Source organism: Rhodococcus sp. IEGM 1354, from assembly GCF_030056855.1.
Classification (GTDB): domain Bacteria; phylum Actinomycetota; class Actinomycetes; order Mycobacteriales; family Mycobacteriaceae; genus Rhodococcoides.
In genome coordinates this window covers 59303-76173 of record NZ_JASHKT010000012.1, presented here as the reverse complement: position 1 = coordinate 76173, position 16871 = coordinate 59303, and the positions used below count along the sequence as shown (strand labels likewise).

The 16871-nt window shown below is 62.0% G+C and carries 17 protein-coding genes; 11 read left to right on the top strand and 6 right to left on the bottom strand.

Annotated features, from left to right (window positions below):
• Positions 1 to 52: 52 nt before the first annotated feature.
• The gene (locus QM588_RS21815; RefSeq protein ID WP_283316490.1) at positions 53 to 853 is read right to left on the bottom strand and encodes a glycosyltransferase; all 801 of its coding nucleotides are present in this window, start codon (positions 851 to 853) and stop codon (positions 53 to 55) included.
• Between the two features lie 303 nt (positions 854 to 1156).
• Here QM588_RS21815 and QM588_RS21810 point away from each other — a divergent pair, with 303 nt between their 5' ends.
• Positions 1157 to 3301, top strand: a complete 2145-nt coding sequence (locus tag QM588_RS21810) for a hypothetical protein (RefSeq protein WP_283316489.1) — start codon at positions 1157 to 1159, stop codon at positions 3299 to 3301.
• Here the strand turns inward: QM588_RS21810 and QM588_RS21805 are convergent.
• Both QM588_RS21805 and QM588_RS21800 read right to left on the bottom strand, forming a co-directional pair.
• Positions 3295 to 4251 carry a Gfo/Idh/MocA family oxidoreductase gene (locus tag QM588_RS21805; protein WP_032382986.1) on the bottom strand — a complete coding sequence of 319 codons (957 nt, stop codon included), beginning with the start codon at positions 4249 to 4251 and terminating at the stop codon, positions 3295 to 3297. The two genes, QM588_RS21810 and QM588_RS21805, sit on opposite strands and share 7 nt — an antisense overlap.
• Positions 4251 to 5357 carry a DegT/DnrJ/EryC1/StrS family aminotransferase gene (locus tag QM588_RS21800; RefSeq protein WP_283316488.1) on the bottom strand — a complete coding sequence of 369 codons (1107 nt, stop codon included), beginning with the start codon at positions 5355 to 5357 and terminating at the stop codon, positions 4251 to 4253. Before QM588_RS21800 ends, QM588_RS21805 begins: the two co-directional genes overlap by 1 nt.
• Positions 5358 to 5523: 166 nt before the next feature.
• On the opposite strand from QM588_RS21800, the gene QM588_RS21795 reads away from it, so the two are divergent.
• Together QM588_RS21795 and QM588_RS21790 are read left to right on the top strand one after the other, a co-directional pair.
• Positions 5524 to 6249 (top strand): acyl-ACP--UDP-N- acetylglucosamine O-acyltransferase, encoded by a 726-nt coding sequence (locus QM588_RS21795; RefSeq protein ID WP_230593061.1) that lies wholly within the window; start codon positions 5524 to 5526, stop codon positions 6247 to 6249.
• Positions 6246 to 7238 carry a lysylphosphatidylglycerol synthase transmembrane domain-containing protein gene (locus tag QM588_RS21790; protein ID WP_283316486.1) on the top strand — a complete coding sequence of 331 codons (993 nt, stop codon included), beginning with the start codon at positions 6246 to 6248 and terminating at the stop codon, positions 7236 to 7238. Before QM588_RS21795 ends, QM588_RS21790 begins: the two co-directional genes overlap by 4 nt.
• A gap of 19 nt (positions 7239 to 7257) precedes the next feature.
• On the opposite strand, the gene QM588_RS21785 is transcribed toward QM588_RS21790, so the two are convergent.
• The gene (locus QM588_RS21785) at positions 7258 to 9018 is read right to left on the bottom strand and encodes a hypothetical protein (RefSeq protein ID WP_141214557.1); all 1761 of its coding nucleotides are present in this window, start codon (positions 9016 to 9018) and stop codon (positions 7258 to 7260) included.
• Entirely contained in the window at positions 8958 to 9959 is a 1002-nt protein-coding gene (gene rfbB, locus QM588_RS21780) for a dTDP-glucose 4,6-dehydratase (RefSeq protein WP_032382987.1), read from the bottom strand. The genes QM588_RS21785 and rfbB overlap by 61 nt, the downstream gene beginning before the upstream one ends.
• A 90-nt stretch (positions 9960 to 10049) precedes the next feature.
• Between rfbB and QM588_RS21775 the strand changes: the two genes are divergently transcribed.
• Genes QM588_RS21775 through QM588_RS21750 form a run of 6 tightly spaced genes read left to right on the top strand, consistent with a single transcriptional unit; the run spans position 10050 to position 13897 of the window.
• Complete coding sequence (locus tag QM588_RS21775) at positions 10050 to 10658, top strand: hypothetical protein (protein WP_283316482.1); 609 nt, start codon at positions 10050 to 10052, stop codon at positions 10656 to 10658.
• Positions 10636 to 10830: a hypothetical protein gene (locus QM588_RS21770; protein ID WP_283316480.1), complete on the top strand. Its 195-nt coding sequence runs from the start codon at positions 10636 to 10638 to the stop codon at positions 10828 to 10830. Before QM588_RS21775 ends, QM588_RS21770 begins: the two co-directional genes overlap by 23 nt.
• Positions 10827 to 12038 (top strand): WXG100 family type VII secretion target, encoded by a 1212-nt coding sequence (locus QM588_RS21765; RefSeq protein ID WP_283316478.1) that lies wholly within the window; start codon positions 10827 to 10829, stop codon positions 12036 to 12038. The genes QM588_RS21770 and QM588_RS21765 overlap by 4 nt, the downstream gene beginning before the upstream one ends.
• Positions 12035 to 12391 carry a hypothetical protein gene (locus QM588_RS21760; protein ID WP_283316477.1) on the top strand — a complete coding sequence of 119 codons (357 nt, stop codon included), beginning with the start codon at positions 12035 to 12037 and terminating at the stop codon, positions 12389 to 12391. The genes QM588_RS21765 and QM588_RS21760 overlap by 4 nt, the downstream gene beginning before the upstream one ends.
• 49 nt (positions 12392 to 12440) lie before the next feature.
• Positions 12441 to 13313: a glucose-1-phosphate thymidylyltransferase RfbA gene (gene rfbA / locus QM588_RS21755; protein WP_283316476.1), complete on the top strand. Its 873-nt coding sequence runs from the start codon at positions 12441 to 12443 to the stop codon at positions 13311 to 13313.
• Complete coding sequence (locus QM588_RS21750) at positions 13310 to 13897, top strand: dTDP-4-dehydrorhamnose 3,5-epimerase family protein (RefSeq protein WP_283316475.1); 588 nt, start codon at positions 13310 to 13312, stop codon at positions 13895 to 13897. The genes rfbA and QM588_RS21750 overlap by 4 nt, the downstream gene beginning before the upstream one ends.
• A gap of 195 nt (positions 13898 to 14092) precedes the next feature.
• On the opposite strand, the gene QM588_RS21745 is transcribed toward QM588_RS21750, so the two are convergent.
• Complete coding sequence (locus tag QM588_RS21745) at positions 14093 to 14611, bottom strand: GtrA family protein (RefSeq protein ID WP_080733317.1); 519 nt, start codon at positions 14609 to 14611, stop codon at positions 14093 to 14095.
• Between the two features lie 47 nt (positions 14612 to 14658).
• On the opposite strand from QM588_RS21745, the gene QM588_RS21740 reads away from it, so the two are divergent.
• Both QM588_RS21740 and QM588_RS21735 read left to right on the top strand, forming a co-directional pair.
• Complete coding sequence (locus tag QM588_RS21740; protein WP_027494795.1) at positions 14659 to 16110, top strand: FAD-binding oxidoreductase; 1452 nt, start codon at positions 14659 to 14661, stop codon at positions 16108 to 16110.
• A complete protein-coding gene (locus QM588_RS21735; protein ID WP_283316474.1) occupies positions 16107 to 16871 on the top strand; it encodes a decaprenylphospho-beta-D-erythro-pentofuranosid-2-ulose 2-reductase in 765 nt (254 codons plus the stop codon). The genes QM588_RS21740 and QM588_RS21735 overlap by 4 nt, the downstream gene beginning before the upstream one ends.

Here is a 16871-nt window from a genome sequence, read left to right as displayed (position 1 = left end):
GAAACCATAACTTAGAGAGTGGTCACTCGCAATAGCCCCGGAGCGGATCACTTCAGGCGTCGACAGCCTGACGACCGGCTCGTGCGGCCGCCAGAAGTTCGTGACGCCGCCCTCGCAACGACAGCAGGCCCCGGGCCATCTTCACGACATCCCCGATCGCAACCCGGCTGGGCTCGCTCCGGTGCGATTCGGACAGACGAACCGGCAGCTCCACAGGACGGACACCGGCCAATTCCACCGCGTAATCCAATTCGGTGGTGAACAGGAAACCCGGTTCGATCAGCTGCGGAGCCACCGCACGCAGAAGGGTGCCATCGACGATGAACGTTCCCTGCGGGTCCTTCGTTCGAGTGCCCAGCACAATTCTGCGGAGCGACGTGAAACCGAAGGTCATCACTGCGCGAAGTACCCCACGTTGCACAGCAGACTCCGGATGCGCCTTCGAGCCTATGGCCACCAATGGAGTCGACCCGGTTTCGGAGGTCCATTGCGCAGCCGCGTTGAGATCGTCGAACCCGAATGGAAGATCGTCGGCGGTCAGCAGCACGCTGTCACCGCGAGACTGCTCGACACCGAGCCGAAGCGCATTACCCATCCCCTTGGCACTGGTCAACACCGACAGCGCGACGGTGGGGTGCGCCCAACCGGCCGCAAGGCGAGCGCAGATGTCGGCGGTGGAATCGGTCGAACCGTTTTCGATCACGATGATTTCTGCCGGCCGTCCGGACAGGTACTCGACGAAAGCGCCCACAGTGGATTCGATGACTCGGGCGGAATTGTGGGCAGGTATGACCACCGACAATTCGACCGCGTCCGGCCGCGAACTCGGAGCGGGACCAGAGAACACAGTCACCCTTTCAGCGCCTGTCGAAAACCACGAACGGACGAAACACTACGCTGCAACGGACTGTCCGATGCTCACCGACCATCACCGACGAAGGCGTTTCGTGACTTCTGATCGCCCCTGGGCTGCGCGCGTACTGCCGCCCGCGGTTCTCGCCCTGACCGCGGGCTTCGTAGCCGTTGTGCCGGCATCATGACGCGTAACCGCCGTCTCGTAGGCTCTGACTCAATGGCCAGACCCATCATGGCACCCGCCCGGCAAAACCTACGGACGCGCCCGCTACCCGAGTGGTGCGTTTCGTCAGTTCTGGCTGTGACGGTCATCTTGATCGCGTGCGTCCCTCGACTGATAGACAACCGCTTTTACTACACGGGTGACATGCTCGAATCCTTCGTGCCGTCATGGCACCGGATTGGCTCCGAACTTCGATCGGGCCACTGGCTGGCAATGAACCCGGATGCGTGGGTTGGAGGAAACTATGCCGGGGAAGCCGCTTACGGCTTGTACAACCCCATAAACCTTGCGAACTACGTTTTGACCTCATACTTCGAGAATCTCTCCGAAGCCGCGTTTGTAATTATGGTCGAATTCCTCGCGCTGTTCGCCGTCGCGACCTACCTCCTGTGCAGGGAGTACGGGGCCAACCGCGGCCCGGCGGTACTGGCCGGACTGACACTGCCCTTCAGCGGATTCACTCTCTTCTACGAGGCGGGCGGGTGGCCGTCCGGAATGATGGCCGTCGCCTGGGTCACCCTGTTTTGGTGGTCGGCGCTCAAGCTTGCCAGGTCGCGCACCAACCCGTTCATCACATTTATTGTCGGTGCTCTTACGATAAGCATGGGGAACCCGTACGCCGCCTTGGGCGCAGTCATCGTGCTTGTGGGGCTTGGTGTGGAATTGTTGCTGATCCGCCGATTTCGCCGCTTGATACTTCTTGCCCTCACGGGCGCGTGCGCAGGCACAGCCGCCCTTGTCACTTACATGCCATTGCTTCTGAGTGTCGATGTGACGACGCGCGCGGGTAACAGCGGCATCAGCAATGACACGTTCCTTCAACCTCAGCTGGGCGGGCTGGCTGGACTCAGCAGCCCGACCTATCTCCCAGTCATCACGACATTCGGAGGACCGATCGAGGTCCTTCCATCCTTTTACCTGGCGTGGTTCGTACTGCCGCTTCTTCCTTTTCTGCGATGGGGAAAAATACGGCGTTTTTTGAGCTCCAGCACATTCCGACGACGCCACGGCGTTCACCTGATTAGCCTTGCCTCGATCACCGGCGTCTTCTTTCTGCTTACATTCGGTCCGTCGAACGTCGGCATGTTCCGATGGCCGATCAGACTGATCGAATATTTCTACCTGGGGGCGATAGTCGCGCTGTCGTTGGCGATGTCGCTCGGACTGGCCAAGAATCACATACGCCGCCGTTTGATCCTCTCGTCCATAACGGTGTTTCTAGGCATCTATGTTGCGTTCTCGTCATCCCCTGCGCTGACCGGGCGGCACGCCCTCGCTGCCGTCCTTGTCCTCGCATTGGGTGCCTTGGCGTTCCTGTCCTGGCACCGGTGGAACACGGCGGGCCTCATCGCAACGCTGACGCTCGGCTCGATCGCGATGATGGCGCTACAGGTCATCTTCCTCGGACGCGACGTCGACGAAAGTTCACGTCCAGATCCATCGAGCACCACTCAGCTGTCGAAACGAGCTGACGACTATGTGGGTACCGTCTTGCAGATTGCAGACCGCGAAGACACCGAGCCTGCGGACATCACCAACGGCAGACTTCTGTTCGGCAACGAGATACTTGCGTCGACCGTAGATTCGAGCATCAACTCGTACACCGGAATCGGTTTCACGGTGTTCCAGGATGCGTTGTGCATGGACTACCGAGGCAGCATCTGTCGAGAGTTCTACCCAGCCTTGTGGAGTCCGGTCAACAAGGACGTTCCGATTCCGTTGATCGATTACCTGCGCGTGGACACGCTCGTCATTCAAAACGCGCTTGTGCCGAAAGCCTCTGTGACCCCGGCACCACCGGGATGGGAGGTGAAGAGCCGCGATGACATCCGTACCGTGATGGTGCGGAAAGAGTCGAGCCCGTTGCCGGGAACGGTTTCCTATGCGGGGTCAGGCGTAACCGTGTCCGCGGGAGACTCAAACGCGCAGACGGAAACAGTTCAAGTCTCCGGAAGCGGCGGCCAGGTCTCCTTCGCACGCTTGGCGTGGCCGGGCTACAGCGCTTCGATCGACGGAGTGGAAACTCCCGCGGGCGCCGGCTGGCACGGACTGCTCCAGGTCTCCGTGCCGCCAGGACAACACGAACTCGCAATCGAGTTTCGGCCTCCTCTGCAGCGGTTGTCCGCTGCGGTTTTCGCGGTGGCGTTCGTGGTGGCTCTCGGCGTGGGCGTGGCCAGCACCGTTTTCCGACGGAAGTTTGCCGGACACCAGCCGGTTCAGTGAGCCGCCGACCTCGTCGCCTGGTCCACCGCACGGTGCGCCGGAAGGATCGAGTCACGTTCTGCTGCAACATCTCCTGATCCAGCGACGAGGTCCAGGAAGTGATTCAGCTGAGCCGAGAGCGGCTCTTCGCTGTACCTGATGGTGGGGATCTCGATGATCGTCTGCTGCTGGTATCCGTCTCGATCGGACGGCATGTCGTCGTCGATGTGCCGATAGACGGTGATGTCGCGGCGGAGAAGGTCGATCTCGATCAGCCGGTCGGATTCGAGCAGCGACAGCTGCCGGATCTTGCGCTGACTGATGCGACTCGCAGAAATCGTTGCCACAGCGCCTGATTCGAAGCGAAGGATTGCATCGGCGCAGTCCTCGGCATGGTTTTCCTTCGATGCCGGATGGAAGTAGCCGAACTCCCCGGCAACCGATTTCGGTTCGGAACCGACGAAAGAAATGGCGAGATCGACGTCGTGAATGAGGAGATCGGTCGCCACACCGGTCGAGATTCGCGATACGAACGGAGAATGTCGAATGCCGTTGACCTGCCACACGTCACCCGCGAACTCACGCGCTGTACGCACCGCGGGGTTGAACCGCTCGAGCAACCCGCACATCAACGGGATGTCTCCGGCCGCAGCCTTGCCCACGAGCTCAGCACTCTGCTCGTACGTGGCAGCCAAGGGCTTCTCGACCAACACCGGCTTACCCAGTTCGAGAATTCTCGACGCGATGTCGTAATGAGCAGGGGTCGCCGCAGCGATGACCACCGCATCGATACCGGCGAGGTCGTCGAATTCCGCAGCCCAGTCACAGCCGAAGCGCTCGGCGACAGCACGACCTTGACTCTCCCGTGGTTCGACCAGCACAGCCAGATCGCAGCGATCCGACTGGGCAATGACCCTGGCGTGCAGAGACCCCATGCGACCCGATCCGACCAGTGCAACCCGAGGATTCATCACTGTCCCATCGCCGAACGAACAGCCGACACGACGGTGTCGATGTCATCGACGGTCAAGTTCGCATGTACCGGAATACTCAAGCACCGCTGGGAGACCGACGTGGCGACCGGCGTGTCCTCGATGACCACGTTCGGGTGTTCGCGGTAGCAGTCGTAGTCGTACGCAGTCTTCGGGTAGTAGATTCCGCTCCCCACACCCGCATCGGCGAGTCGCGAGCTCAGCTCGTCGCGGTCGATCGAGGCGTCCTCATCGACCAGCACGGTGTACTGATGCCAGACGTGCCCTCTGCGTTCGAGTTCTGCGGGCAAAGTCAGTCCGGCAACGTCCTTCAACCCGGTGGTGAGCATGTCCGCGTTGCGCCGACGCTGCTCGACCTGCGTCCGATAGCCGGCCAGCTGGGGTAGACCGAGGCTGGCCTGCAAGTCGGTCATCCGGTAGTTGTGACCGACGACCTCGTACTGGTATCGGGCGCGCATCCCCTGGTTGCGCAGGACTCGCAAGCGGTCGGCGACGGCCTCGTCGTCGGTGGTGATCATGCCGCCCTCGGCGGTGGTCAAATTCTTCGTGGCATAGAAGGAGAAACAGCCGAGCCCGAACGTGCCGACTCCGCGGCCGTCGAACGTCGCACCGTGCGCCTGCGCCGCATCCTCCACGATGGCAAGGCCGTGCTGCTGCGCAAGTTCGCCTATCGCGGCCATGTCCGCAGACTGGCCGTACAGATGAACCGGCATCAGTACGGCAGTGCGATCGGTAATTCGCGTGGCCGCGTCGACCGGGTCGATGTTGAAATCATCCGCAGAAATGTCGGCAAATCGGACAATGGCACCCGCGTCCAAAATTGCGTTCAACGTCGCGACGAATGTGAACGGACTGGTCAAGACCTCGTCACCGGGCTGCAGATCCTGAATTTCCAACGCCGCACCGAGGGCGGTCGTGCCGTTGTTCACTGCCACTGCGTGGCCGGCACCGACGAGCTCAGCGAACTGCTCCTCGAAGCGCTTGACCTTGGGACCCTGCGCGACAATGCCCGAACGAAGGGTATCGAGCACTTCACGCTCGACATCCTCGCCGAAAACGACACTGGAAATTGCAATCACTGACATACCCCTCGGACCGATCTGGGTGCGACGGAAAACCGTACCGATTCGCATCTTTACCCGTCGACACTATCGCCTGCCACGAGGTCCCGGTCACAAGCCTTGCCGCGCGTAACGTTATTTTCTACAACAGCGCAGCAAATCCAACAGAGACGTGGGAGGCCGATTTCAGGTGCCGATCGACATAGGCCAGGACTGTCGAATCCACGAGACCGCCGTCATCGGCGAGGGCGTGGTCATCGGCGACCGGGTCACCATCGGCCCCTTCGCAGTGCTGACCGGACCGCTGGAGGTCGGCAACGACTGCTGGATCGGCGCGCAGACCGTCCTCGGTTCACCCCCGGAAATCAATGGTTTCGAGCATTTCTCGTCCTACGTGGCACCCAGCATCGGGTGCGGAATACACATCGGAGAGAACACGGTTATCCGCGAGCTCACCGCCGTCCATCAGGGAAGCGAACGACGCACCATCGTCGGAGCGAACTCGTTCATCATGAATCGCATCTCGGTGGGACACGACGTACAGCTCGGGGACAACACGATCGCAGCGCCAGGCGTGACGTTCGGCGGTCACGTCACTCTCGGGCCCGGATGCAACATGGGCATGAACAGCACCATCCACCAGCGCCGCGTGATGGGCGCTGGCGCCATGGTGGGTATGGGCGGTATCGCTACCAAAGACATCCCGCCATTCGCGACCGTCGTCGGGAACCCAGGAGTTCTGCACGGAGCCAACTCGGTCGGTATGACGCGAAAGGGGTACGCAGAGTCGGATGTCGAGATCGTCGGTTCGGCATACTCGAACGGCCGCCTGCCTGATCTTGCCGCTTTGAACGAAACAACCGCGACGGCCTTCGAGTGGTGGCGAAATCTGTCCACCAAACCCTTGATCAGATGACCGAGGAAGTAGCGGCCTCGCGCGGAAAGAAGATTGCCGGCACCGTACTGCGCGTCGCGGTCACCGTGGCGATCGTCGTCGCCATCGTCCTGGCAGTGAGATCCCAGTGGTCCGAGGTCCGCGACACCATTCTGTCGCTGGGAATCTGGTCACTTCTCGGGTCGTCGCTGCTGGTGTTCCTCGGCATGGGAGCAGCGGTGCGGGCCTGGCAGCACGCACTCGGGGCACTGGAATATCCCATCCCGGCGTTCGACGCCGCCCGCTGCTACCTGGTGGGGCAACTGGGCAAATACTTGCCCGGCAGCGTCTGGGCATTCGTTCTTCAGACCGAGCTGGTCAGACGCGCCGGTGTCACCCGAGCTGCAGGATTCGTGGCGGTTCTGGTCACCGTAGGACTGAGCACGACCTCCGCGCTGGTTGTCGGTCTTCTTGGCCTTCCTGCACTGTTCGATGTCAGCACCATCGCTGCTGTGGCGGTAATCGTGCTGGTTCCCATCGCCCTGACCTGCGCGTACCCACCTATCCTGACTCGCCTGGTGAATCTGGCGCTGAAGGTCCTTCGCCGCGCGCCGCTACAGTCGCCGCTGACGACGCGCAAAATAGCGTTGTCACTTGGTTGGTGTGCCGCAAGTTGGGTTCTCTACGGCACCCACCTGTGGATCCTCGCCTCGAGCTCCGCCGGTTTCCGGATCGGTGGACTGGTGGAGTGCATCGGCGCACTCGCACTCGGAATGTGTGCAGGCGTGCTCGTCGTGGTGGTGCCGTCCGGCATCGGTGTCCGAGAAGCCGTGGTGGTCGCAGCACTGTCTCCGTTCATGGACGCCGGTGTCGCACTGGGATTGGCCCTGGCCTCGCGACTCGTGTTCACTCTGTGCGAGGTACTGGCCGGCGTGATCGCCGCTGCATCCGGTTCGCGAGCGCTCCGTAACATGCTGGTGCACAGCCACTCTCGCGTCCCCGCAGCTAGCGATCAGCCCGCATCGAACTGACGATGACGGTCAGGACGCGTCATTGACTCCAGACTCCTACAAAGCTTCCGCAGACGATTGACTGCCCACCCGCTCGACCTCGAATTTCTGTAAGTGTCCCCGTGGGGTCGACAATGGGTGCTTCTTGCCCCACACCATTCGGCACCGGCGCACCGATTGCCAGATCTTCCGGCGTGACAGTCGAGAAGAGAATCAGAAACGACCCCTGATTCTTGAGCTCGTCGGCTACAGCAATGATTCTCTGTCGTGTGTCCGCTATCAATTCCATCGGCAGCATCCAGTCGAGCGGGAAGGGATTTCGGAGGCCTAGAGCTGGATAAACGTACGGGTTGTCCGGAAGCACGGCTGTCTTCTCCGCGGGGTGACTTCGTACGCAGTCCCTTATTTGTTCGAGATCGACCAACATACTGGAGTTCGATCGAATCCCCCGCAACTCTGGTGCGACGGCTCCGAGGGAAGCCGTCAGCTCAGCTCTCGGAAGATCCCGGTAAGGACTTTGCGCCTGCTCCACCACAAGGAAGCTTGCAGCGAGCCCAACGATCAATACCGCCGCGGCCGCCTGCAGTGCGCCTCTCTGGCTGCGTTTCTGACGTGCGGGTCCGAGCGAGACGAGGAGGTCGATGGCGGCAAGTGCGATCGACCCACCGATCAGGGTCGGCGAATCGTAACCCCACGACAGACTGACCATCCACGCCAATAGCACCATCACTATCGAGCGCCACGGAATCACTCGTCCAACCGACGCCGTCATCAATATGCTCAACGCGAGCATCCACAGCAGGACGATCCCCCAAGTTCCCGCCCGCTCCAGGCCTCCTTCGACGATGACCAGCAATATGGAAGCACACGCGACAACTACACCGGCACTCGACAATCGGACCCGTGTCCGTAGCACTACGAGCAAAGCGGCAACACCAAATATCACCAGGCACGCAAGTTGCCCGACGGATGCGTCGGCATAAATCAACCGCCGACCAACAACGCCGGCACCACCCGTCAACTGAGCGAACATGTCGCCGAATCCGCCTGCAGCGGAAACCACCGACAAATATATCAACGGCGCACCAACCAGGACCCCTAAATCGACCGATCGCCGACCAATTCTGACGCCTTGACCTCGCACTACCGGATGCATGAAGAGAACCACGATCCCCACGGCTACAGCAGGCACGAAGCTCTGCTTTGTAATTGCCGCAAAACCCAGCAAGAACAATCCTGCGCGGTATAGACACACGCGATTTGTTTCGAGGCCACGATCGAGCGCCCAGAGTCCACAAGCAGTAAGAAAGATGCCATCGATCGTGTGCCATGCGTTCATTGGAAACTGATGTACGTTCACCAATGCCGCACCACTGACACATGCAGAGCGGAGAATGGACCAGTCTCTGACACGCGTTCCGGTAATCCAGGACGCGAGTAGCACTGTGAATACCACGACCTGAAAGCTGGCAATGAATATAGAAGTAATGAACATCGGTCCGGGTAGCACGATATCGACAATATGGAGATATGCCGATCCGAGCGGACGTGCAGACACGATATCCAAATGTGGTAATTCCCCGTGAAGCAGCCGCCAACTCTGCGCAATCACGAATCCTTGATCGGTTGGGTTGAATCCGAACCTCTCAACCCCGACCGCGACCGCGAGCGTGAGGACGACTATCCACGCCGCGTGAAACCACAGCACACTGAAGGTGGCCTTCGGCGACAGCACGATTCTCAGATCACTGATTCTTTCGCCGCATAGACAGCTTCGGTGGCGTCCTTCTGCGGTCGCCACCACTGCTCGTTGTCGCGGTACCAGTCGACGGTTGCTTTCAATCCTGCGCGGAAGTCGACATAGGTTGGCGTCCAACCCAATTCGGTGCGGAGCTTGGTGGAGTCGATGGCGTAGCGCAGGTCGTGGCCGGGGCGGTCGGTGACGAAATCGAAAGCGTCGGGTGCGTTGCCGGTTTCTTCGAGGATCGCTTCGAGGACGGTGCGGTTGTTCGCTTCGCCGTCGGCTCCGATGAGGTAGGTCTCGCCGATGCGGCCGCCGTCGATGATGGCCCAGACGGCGCTGTTGTGGTCGTCGACGTGGATCCAGTCGCGCACGTTCTGCCCGGCACCGTAGAGCTTGGGGCGTGATCCGCTGAGGATGTTGGTGATCTGACGCGGGATGAACTTCTCCACGTGCTGATACGGGCCGTAGTTGTTGGAGCAGTTCGAGATGGTGGAACGGACCCCGAACGAGCGGGTCCACGCGCGCACCAGCAGATCGCTCGACGCCTTGGTCGAGGAGTACGGGCTCGACGGGTTGTACGGGGTCGATTCGGTGAATCTCGCCGGATCGTCGAGTTCGAGGTCGCCGTAGACCTCGTCGGTGGAGATGTGGTGGTAGCGGACGTCGTGTTCGCGGACCGCATTGAGCAACGTGGTGGTGCCGATGACGTTGGTGTGCACGAACGGCCACGGGTCGGTCAACGAGTTGTCGTTGTGGGATTCGGCGGCGAAGTGGACGACGAGATCCGTCTCGCGAACGAGGCGGTCGACGAGATCGGCGTCGGCGATGTCGCCGTGTACGAAGTCGATGCGATCGGCAACGGGGTCCAGGGAGGCCTTGTTGCCGGCGTAGGTGAGCTTGTCTAGCACGGTGACCTGCGAGTCGGGGCGCTGCGCGAGGGTCTGATGTACGAAGTTCGCGCCGATGAACCCGGCCCCACCCGTGACGAGAATTCTCATGAACAGGCACTTTACCGGGGGATGCTCGTGTGGGCCGTTCTTGTCGGGCGCGCGTGCTAGCTTCTGTTCGACTTCGGGGGGAGTACGTCAATGGGTCTGGGAAAAATTCTTGTCCGTCTCGCGGCACTGATAACGCTGCTGTTCGGGTTCATGTGGGCAATTCCGCAGCTGGCTCCGCAAGTACCGGGACCGTACGAGGGTGTACGGGCTCTGCCACCGGTGTCGCCGAAACCCACGGGCTCGACGACCGTGCCGCCGCCCCTGCCGCCGGGTTTTCCGTCGATGGAACGCCCGCCACCGCAAATCGAGGTGCCCGACGGGCAGCCGCAGCCCATCGCCACCAAATTCGGCTGGACTTACGAAATACCAGCAGAGTGGCGAAACTTTTCGACCGGAATCGCGGGTTGGTCGAATGCCGGTCGATCGGTCGTCTACGGCTCGATCGGAGATTTCGGGAGCAATTACTGCCCGGAATCCGACGGGTCGACGCTTGCCATGTCCGGCATGACCGGACGCCGCGGGATGGATCTGCACACCGCAGCGCTCGACGCAGCACGAGGCGCGGAGATCATCTTCGGCGACGACTCCGCCGCACCGCCTCGAATCGAGTACTCGCAGCCGAGCGACATCGAGGTCGCAGGCGAGCCTGCTGCGATACACCGTCACGGCATCGAGCGTGCACAAGCGAACCGACTGTGACCCCACGGAGGGGACGTTCGATGTCGTTGCCGTGCCCGGGTTCGCGACGGCGACGGTCGCCGTGTTCTTCGTGAAGCGGGACCTCGCTGTCGACGGGGCAGTGGATCATTCGGTCGTCGAAGACATCATTTCCACACTCCGCCGTAGCGATCCCGACGGTGTGACGCGATGACCAAAGAACTCCTTTCGGCGGACGCAACAAACATCGCCGGCCTCGGTAATCTTTTCGATCGCATCGGTGCCGATACCCTGGCCAGTCACCACTACTTGCTCGAAAATGCGGGCCTCGGCGAGAACGTGGTCGGAGAAATTCTGAAGAAGCTCCGTCCGTATATCGCGCGCTTCCAAGAGATGACCCGCACCCGACACGTTCACCTGTCGGCCAACTGCGGCGAGATGGGGGCCGAGCTGAACAAAGCTGCCTGGTTGTATGCCGATCAAGATCGAAAGAATTACGACCTGCTCAACGCCCACACATCTGTGCCACCGCTACCCGGCAGCGACCTCGGGAGTTCGGATCACGCCGCGGCCGGGCATATAGACGAATTCGACGGTGCCGCTGACTACGGTCAGCCTCACGGAATCGATTATCCTCCAACCAATCCCGTCCCCGACGACATCCGCGACGTGCTCGCCGATGCCTCCGAGTGGCTCGGCGAGATCGACCGAACGATCTTCGAACTCTCCGGGTGGAGTCCGCTACGCGAAGCGACCATTCCTGTCACCGGCAACTGGAACGAAATCCGTCGAATCGGTCAGGCGTACCAGATTGCGGGCGACGCCATGGAAGCCGCAGCAGAGTCGTTGGCTGCAGGAGTACGCCGCGTCGACGGTCACTGGAACGGTGCAGCCGCACAGGCATTCACCGACTATGCCGACCGACAACTCGCCGCAATGCGATGGGAAGGGCAGGCCGGCCGAACGATCGCCGCAATCTGTACAGCCATTGCCGAGCAACTTCGTGGCGCAGCGCTGGCAGTGGTCCGCAAGATCGTCGAATTGCTCGAGTCCGAAGTGGCCGTCGACAACGCCCGCGGTGCGCTGAAGGTCGTGCTCAAGAAAGTGCCGGTGGTCGGCACTGCATGGCAGGTGGAGAGCATCGTCGAAATATGCTTGACGGCAATGGATCTGACCAAGGATCTCATTGTGAAGATCGAGCAGGTGGTCGACGACTTCGGCGGGTTCCTCGATGCGCTCGGCGACCCCGAAGGCCAGGTGGGCCAGAAGATCGACGACAGACTGCGACCGCTGAACGACCTCCTCGACTACGGCAAGCAAGCCGTCGAAGCGGGCAAGACCGCGGATATCCGACCGGTACTCGACACACCGGACGAGGACTTCTCCGTCGGCACCGGCGACGAACCATGGCAAGACGCATGATCGAGTCCCTGCCTCCGCACGCCCGCGCTGCCTACGACCGACTGATGGCATCCTGCGGAGAGCTCGAAGCCACGCGTACACGCGCTTCGAACGCAGACCTGAAAACCCGGACCGTCACAACGGAACTACTGGCCCGCGTGGCGTCCTCACCGCGAGCGTCGGCCGACCTGATCCAATACGCACGCCGCGTCGCGTCGGGTGAATGCTGTTGGGAACGAATCCAGGTGGACGCGAATCCGCTGCCTCCGGAGGTGGACGAGCTCACAGCCGATCCGCTGATCGTGTGGCCGTCGGAATGGCCGACATCGACGACCGAAGCCCTGTCTCAGCCCTATCGAATCCCGTGGCAGTGAGGCCACACAACCGAGCGGGTGATCGGAGGGTCTGGAAGACTTCGGGCTCATGCGGGGAATCATTCTGGCGGGCGGCACGGGCTCACGGCTTCATCCGATCACGATGGGAGTGAGCAAACAGCTGGTCCCGGTCTACGACAAACCGATGATCTACTACCCCCTCTCGACCCTCATGCTCGCCGGCATCCGCGAGATCCTCATCATCACCACACCCCAGGACGCCGACCAATTCACGCGCCTGCTCGGCGATGGCTCCCAATTCGGCATCTCCTTGACCTACAAGGTCCAACACGAGCCCAACGGCCTCGCCCAAGCCTTCGTCCTGGGAGCCGAGCACATCGGCACCGACTCCGCAGCACTGGTGCTCGGCGACAACATCTTCTACGGCCCCGGCCTGGGCACCCAACTCTCGCGCTTCGACACCATCGACGGCGGAGCCGTCTTCGCCTACGAGGTCTCCGACCCCACCGCCTACGGCGTCATCGAATTCGATGCGAACCGAAAAGCTGTGTCGTTGGAAGAAAAGCCCGCCGCCCCGAAATCGAACTACGCCGTCCCGGGCCTGTACTTCTACGACAACGACGTCATCGCCATCGCCCGCGACCTCGCCCCCTCCGCCCGTGGGGAGTACGAGATCACCGACGTCAACCGCCACTACCTCGACGCCGGCCGCCTCCAGGTCGAGGTCCTGCCCCGCGGCACCGCCTGGCTCGACACCGGCACCTTCGACTCCCTCCTCGACGCCTCCAACTACGTGCGCACCATCGAACAACGCCAAGGACTCAAGATCGGATCCCCCGAAGAAGTCGCCTGGCGACGAGGATTCATCACCGACGACGAACTACGCGCCCGCGCCGAGACACTCGTCAAATCTGGGTACGGCCGCTACCTGCTCGATCTGATCGACCGAGGAAACCGATGACCTTTCGTGAACTGAAAATATCCGGTGCCTACGAATACACCCCACGCCAGTTCGGCGACGACCGCGGCGTGTTCTTCGAATGGTTCAAAGCGTCCGCGTTCGAGGAGACCACCGGGCGAGCGTTGGATCTGAAGCAGGCGAACTGCTCGGTCTCCGCCGCCGGAGTGCTGCGCGGGATCCACTTCACCACCAACCCACCCGGGCAAGCGAAATACGTCACCTGTGCCCGCGGGGCGTTCCTCGACGTCATCGTCGACCTGCGTGTCGGCTCCCCGACGTTCGGGCAATGGGACAGCGTGCTGATCGACGACGTCGACCGCAAAGCAGTGTTCCTCTCCGAAGGACTCGGCCACGCCATCCTCTCGCTCGAAGATGGCTCCACCGTCATGTACCTGTGTTCGTTGGAGTACACCCCGGCCCTGGACCGCGACATCAACCCCCTCGACCCCGCGCTGGGCATCGACTGGCCCACCACCGGCCGCGACGGATCGCCCCTGACCTACGAGCTCTCCGCCAAAGACAAAGCCGCCCCCACCCTCACCGAAGCCCTCGAAACAGGGACCCTGCCCACATTCGAGGTGTGATCCTTCGTCCGTGGGTCAGCTGGATGACTGGGCATCCGGCGCAAACGCGAGCGCATTCGTCAAGCGCGCGTGGAATCGCTGACCAATCCGCGAGCGTGTGGCAAACGCGCTCGCGTTTGCGGAACTGACCGAACCGGCCACCCCCTCGTGCGCGTTTTGCGCCCCTGGAGGTACGCAAAACGCGCACGACGGCTGTTACCGAATTTTGAAGATCACGAACCGCTGAACGAGGAAGTTGATGACCGTCGCCGTTCCCTGCGCGACGACGAACGCCACGTTGGCGTACCAGAAGCCGTCGGGCAGAACCTGGTAGAGCCAGGTGTAGATCCCGACCTGGACGGCAAAGGTGACTCCGTACAGCGCGACGACAGCGAAGAACCGAGCCCGCGACGGTGCCGCATTGAACGTCCACCGACGATTGATCAGGTACGCCGTGGTGGTGCCGAGCACGAACCCGATCGCCTTGGCCAGGGTCACCCCGACGCCGAACACGAAATGCAGGATCAGATTGACGCCCTGATCGACGATCGCCGACAACACACCCGTCGCCAGAAACCGCACTACCTGCGTCTTGAGATCGAGGGCCGCGTCGGCGATGTTCTCGGTCAGCGGCAGCTCGACGGGTAGCGGAACGTGGTGCTGCAACTCGTCGTCCTCGGGCGACCAGTCGTCGTTCCCGGAGCCGTCTTCGATGGAGCGATCAGGGGTGGACACGAGGACTGACATTAGCCGCTACCGCAATGCGGGTACCCTCTTGAGCGATGTCCACGACAGCCGACGACGCACTCTTCCCCCTGGAACCACAGGCCGGGAACACTGCGCCGCTACCCACGCAGACCCGCACACTCACCGGTTGGGGCCGCACTGCGCCCTCCACCGGCGAGGTGCTCTCGACCTCCGACCCCGAGCTCATTGCGAACGCGGTCAAGCAGGTCGCCGAGCAGAACGACTCCAAGCCGGCCTACCTCCGACGCGGCGTCATCGCCCGCGGCCTCGGCCGCTCCTACGGCGACAACGCGCAGAACTCCGGCGGACTCGTCATCGACATGAATGCCCTCAACGGCATTCACAGCATCGACGCGTCGACACGAATCGTCGACGTCGACGGTGGCGTCAACCTCGACCAACTGATGCGCGCAGCGCTGCCGTTCGGCCTGTGGGTTCCAGTGCTTCCGGGTACCCGTCAGGTCACCATCGGCGGAGCCATCGGCACGGACATCCACGGCAAGAACCACCACAGCGCGGGCAGCTTCGGCAACCACGTCCGCTCGATGGAACTGCTCACCGCCGATGGCCAGATCCGCCACCTCACGCCGACGGGCAAGAACGCCAAGCTCTTCTGGGCGACAGTCGGCGGCAACGGCCTGACCGGCATAATCCTGCGCGCGACGATCGAGATGACGCCCACGGAAACGGCCTACTTCATCGCCGACGGCGACGTCACCAGCACCCTCGACGAGACCATTGCCCTGCACAGCGACGGCAGCGAGAACAACTACGACTACTCGAGCGCCTGGTTCGACGCCGTGGCTCCGCCCCCCAAGCTCGGCCGCGCAGCTCTCTCACGTGGATCGTTGGCGCGCCTCGACCAGCTTCCCGAGAAGCTGCAGAAAGATCCGCTGCGCTTCAACGCCAAGCCGCTCGTGAAGTTCCCCGATATCTTCCCGAACGGGCTCGCCAACAAGTACACGTTCTCCGCCGTCGGCGAGGCCTGGTACCGCAAGGCCGGCAACTACCGGAACAAGGTTCAGTCCCTGACAGCGTTCTACCACCCCCTGGACATGTTCAGTGAGTGGAACCGCGCCTACGGCTCCAAGGGATTTCTGCAGTACCAGTTCGTGGTGCCGCCGGAGGCCGTCGACGAGTTCAAGAAGATCATCGTCGACATCCAGAAGTCGGGCCACTACTCGTTCCTCAACGTGTTCAAGCTGTTCGGGCCGGGAAACAAAGCGCCACTGAGCTTTCCGATTCCAGGCTGGAACATCTGCGTGGACTTCCCGATCAAGCCGGGCCTGAACGAGTTCGTCCGCGAACTCGACAAGCGCGTACTCGAGTTCGGCGGTCGTCTGTACACCGCGAAGGATTCGCGCACCGACGCCGAGACGTTCCACTCGATGTACCCGCGGATCGACGAATGGATCAAGGTTCGTCGATCTGTAGACCCCACAGGCGTTTTCGCCTCCGATATGGCTAGAAGGCTGGAACTGCTGTGACGATAGACGCCGTAGGTAACCCGCAGACGATTCTCGTTCTGGGTGGCACCAGCGAGATCGGTCTCGCGATCACCGAGGAGTACCTCTCGAAGTCTCCGGCACGCGTCGTTCTCGCTGCGCTCCCGAACGATCCGCTGCGTGAGAGTGCTGTTGCACAACTGAACGCCAAGGGCGCGAAGTCCGTGGACGTCATCGACTTCGACGCACTCGACACCGCGTCGCATCCGAAGGTCATCGACGCGGCCTGGGCCAAGGGTGACGTCGACGTCGCCATCGTCGCCTTTGCCGTCGACTTCGATGCCGAGCAGCTCTGGCAGGACCAGCGCAAGGCCGTTCTCGCCGCGAACATCAACTACACCGCGTCCGTCTCGGTCGGCGTGCTGCTGGGCGAGAAGATGAAGGCGCAGGCCTACGGCCGCATCATCGTCATGTCCTCGGTGGCAGGTGAGCGAGTGCGTCGCTCCAACTTCGTCTACGGCTCCACCAAGGCAGGCCTCGACGGTTTCTACCTCGGACTCGGAGAAGCGTTGCGTGAGTTCGGTCCTCGGGTCACCGTCGTTCGTCCGGGCATGGTGCGCACGAAGTTCAGCGCGCACGTCAAGGAAGCGCCGATGACCGTCGACAAGGAGGTCATCGCGAAGCTCGCGGTGAACGCCTCACGAAAGGGCACCCCCCTCATCTGGACTCCCGCACCGTGGCGTCTGGTGATGATGGTGCTGCGACACGTTCCGCGGCCGATTTTCCGCAAGCTGCCCATCTGA

Coding starts and splice junctions, on each gene's coding strand:
- QM588_RS21805 (WP_032382986.1), bottom strand. CDS start 4,251: ATGAATCCTCGGGTTGCACTGGTCGGATCGGGTCGCATGGGGTCTCTG.
- QM588_RS21800 (WP_283316488.1), bottom strand. CDS start 5,357: ATGTCAGTGATTGCAATTTCCAGTGTCGTTTTCGGCGAGGATGTCGAG.
- QM588_RS21790 (WP_283316486.1), top strand. CDS start 6,246: ATGACCGAGGAAGTAGCGGCCTCGCGCGGAAAGAAGATTGCCGGCACC.
- rfbB (WP_032382987.1), bottom strand. CDS start 9,959: ATGAGAATTCTCGTCACGGGTGGGGCCGGGTTCATCGGCGCGAACTTC.
- QM588_RS21775 (WP_283316482.1), top strand. CDS start 10,050: ATGGGTCTGGGAAAAATTCTTGTCCGTCTCGCGGCACTGATAACGCTG.
- QM588_RS21765 (WP_283316478.1), top strand. CDS start 10,827: ATGACCAAAGAACTCCTTTCGGCGGACGCAACAAACATCGCCGGCCTC.
- QM588_RS21760 (WP_283316477.1), top strand. CDS start 12,035: ATGATCGAGTCCCTGCCTCCGCACGCCCGCGCTGCCTACGACCGACTG.
- rfbA (WP_283316476.1), top strand. CDS start 12,441: ATGCGGGGAATCATTCTGGCGGGCGGCACGGGCTCACGGCTTCATCCG.
- QM588_RS21750 (WP_283316475.1), top strand. CDS start 13,310: ATGACCTTTCGTGAACTGAAAATATCCGGTGCCTACGAATACACCCCA.
- QM588_RS21740 (WP_027494795.1), top strand. CDS start 14,659: ATGTCCACGACAGCCGACGACGCACTCTTCCCCCTGGAACCACAGGCC.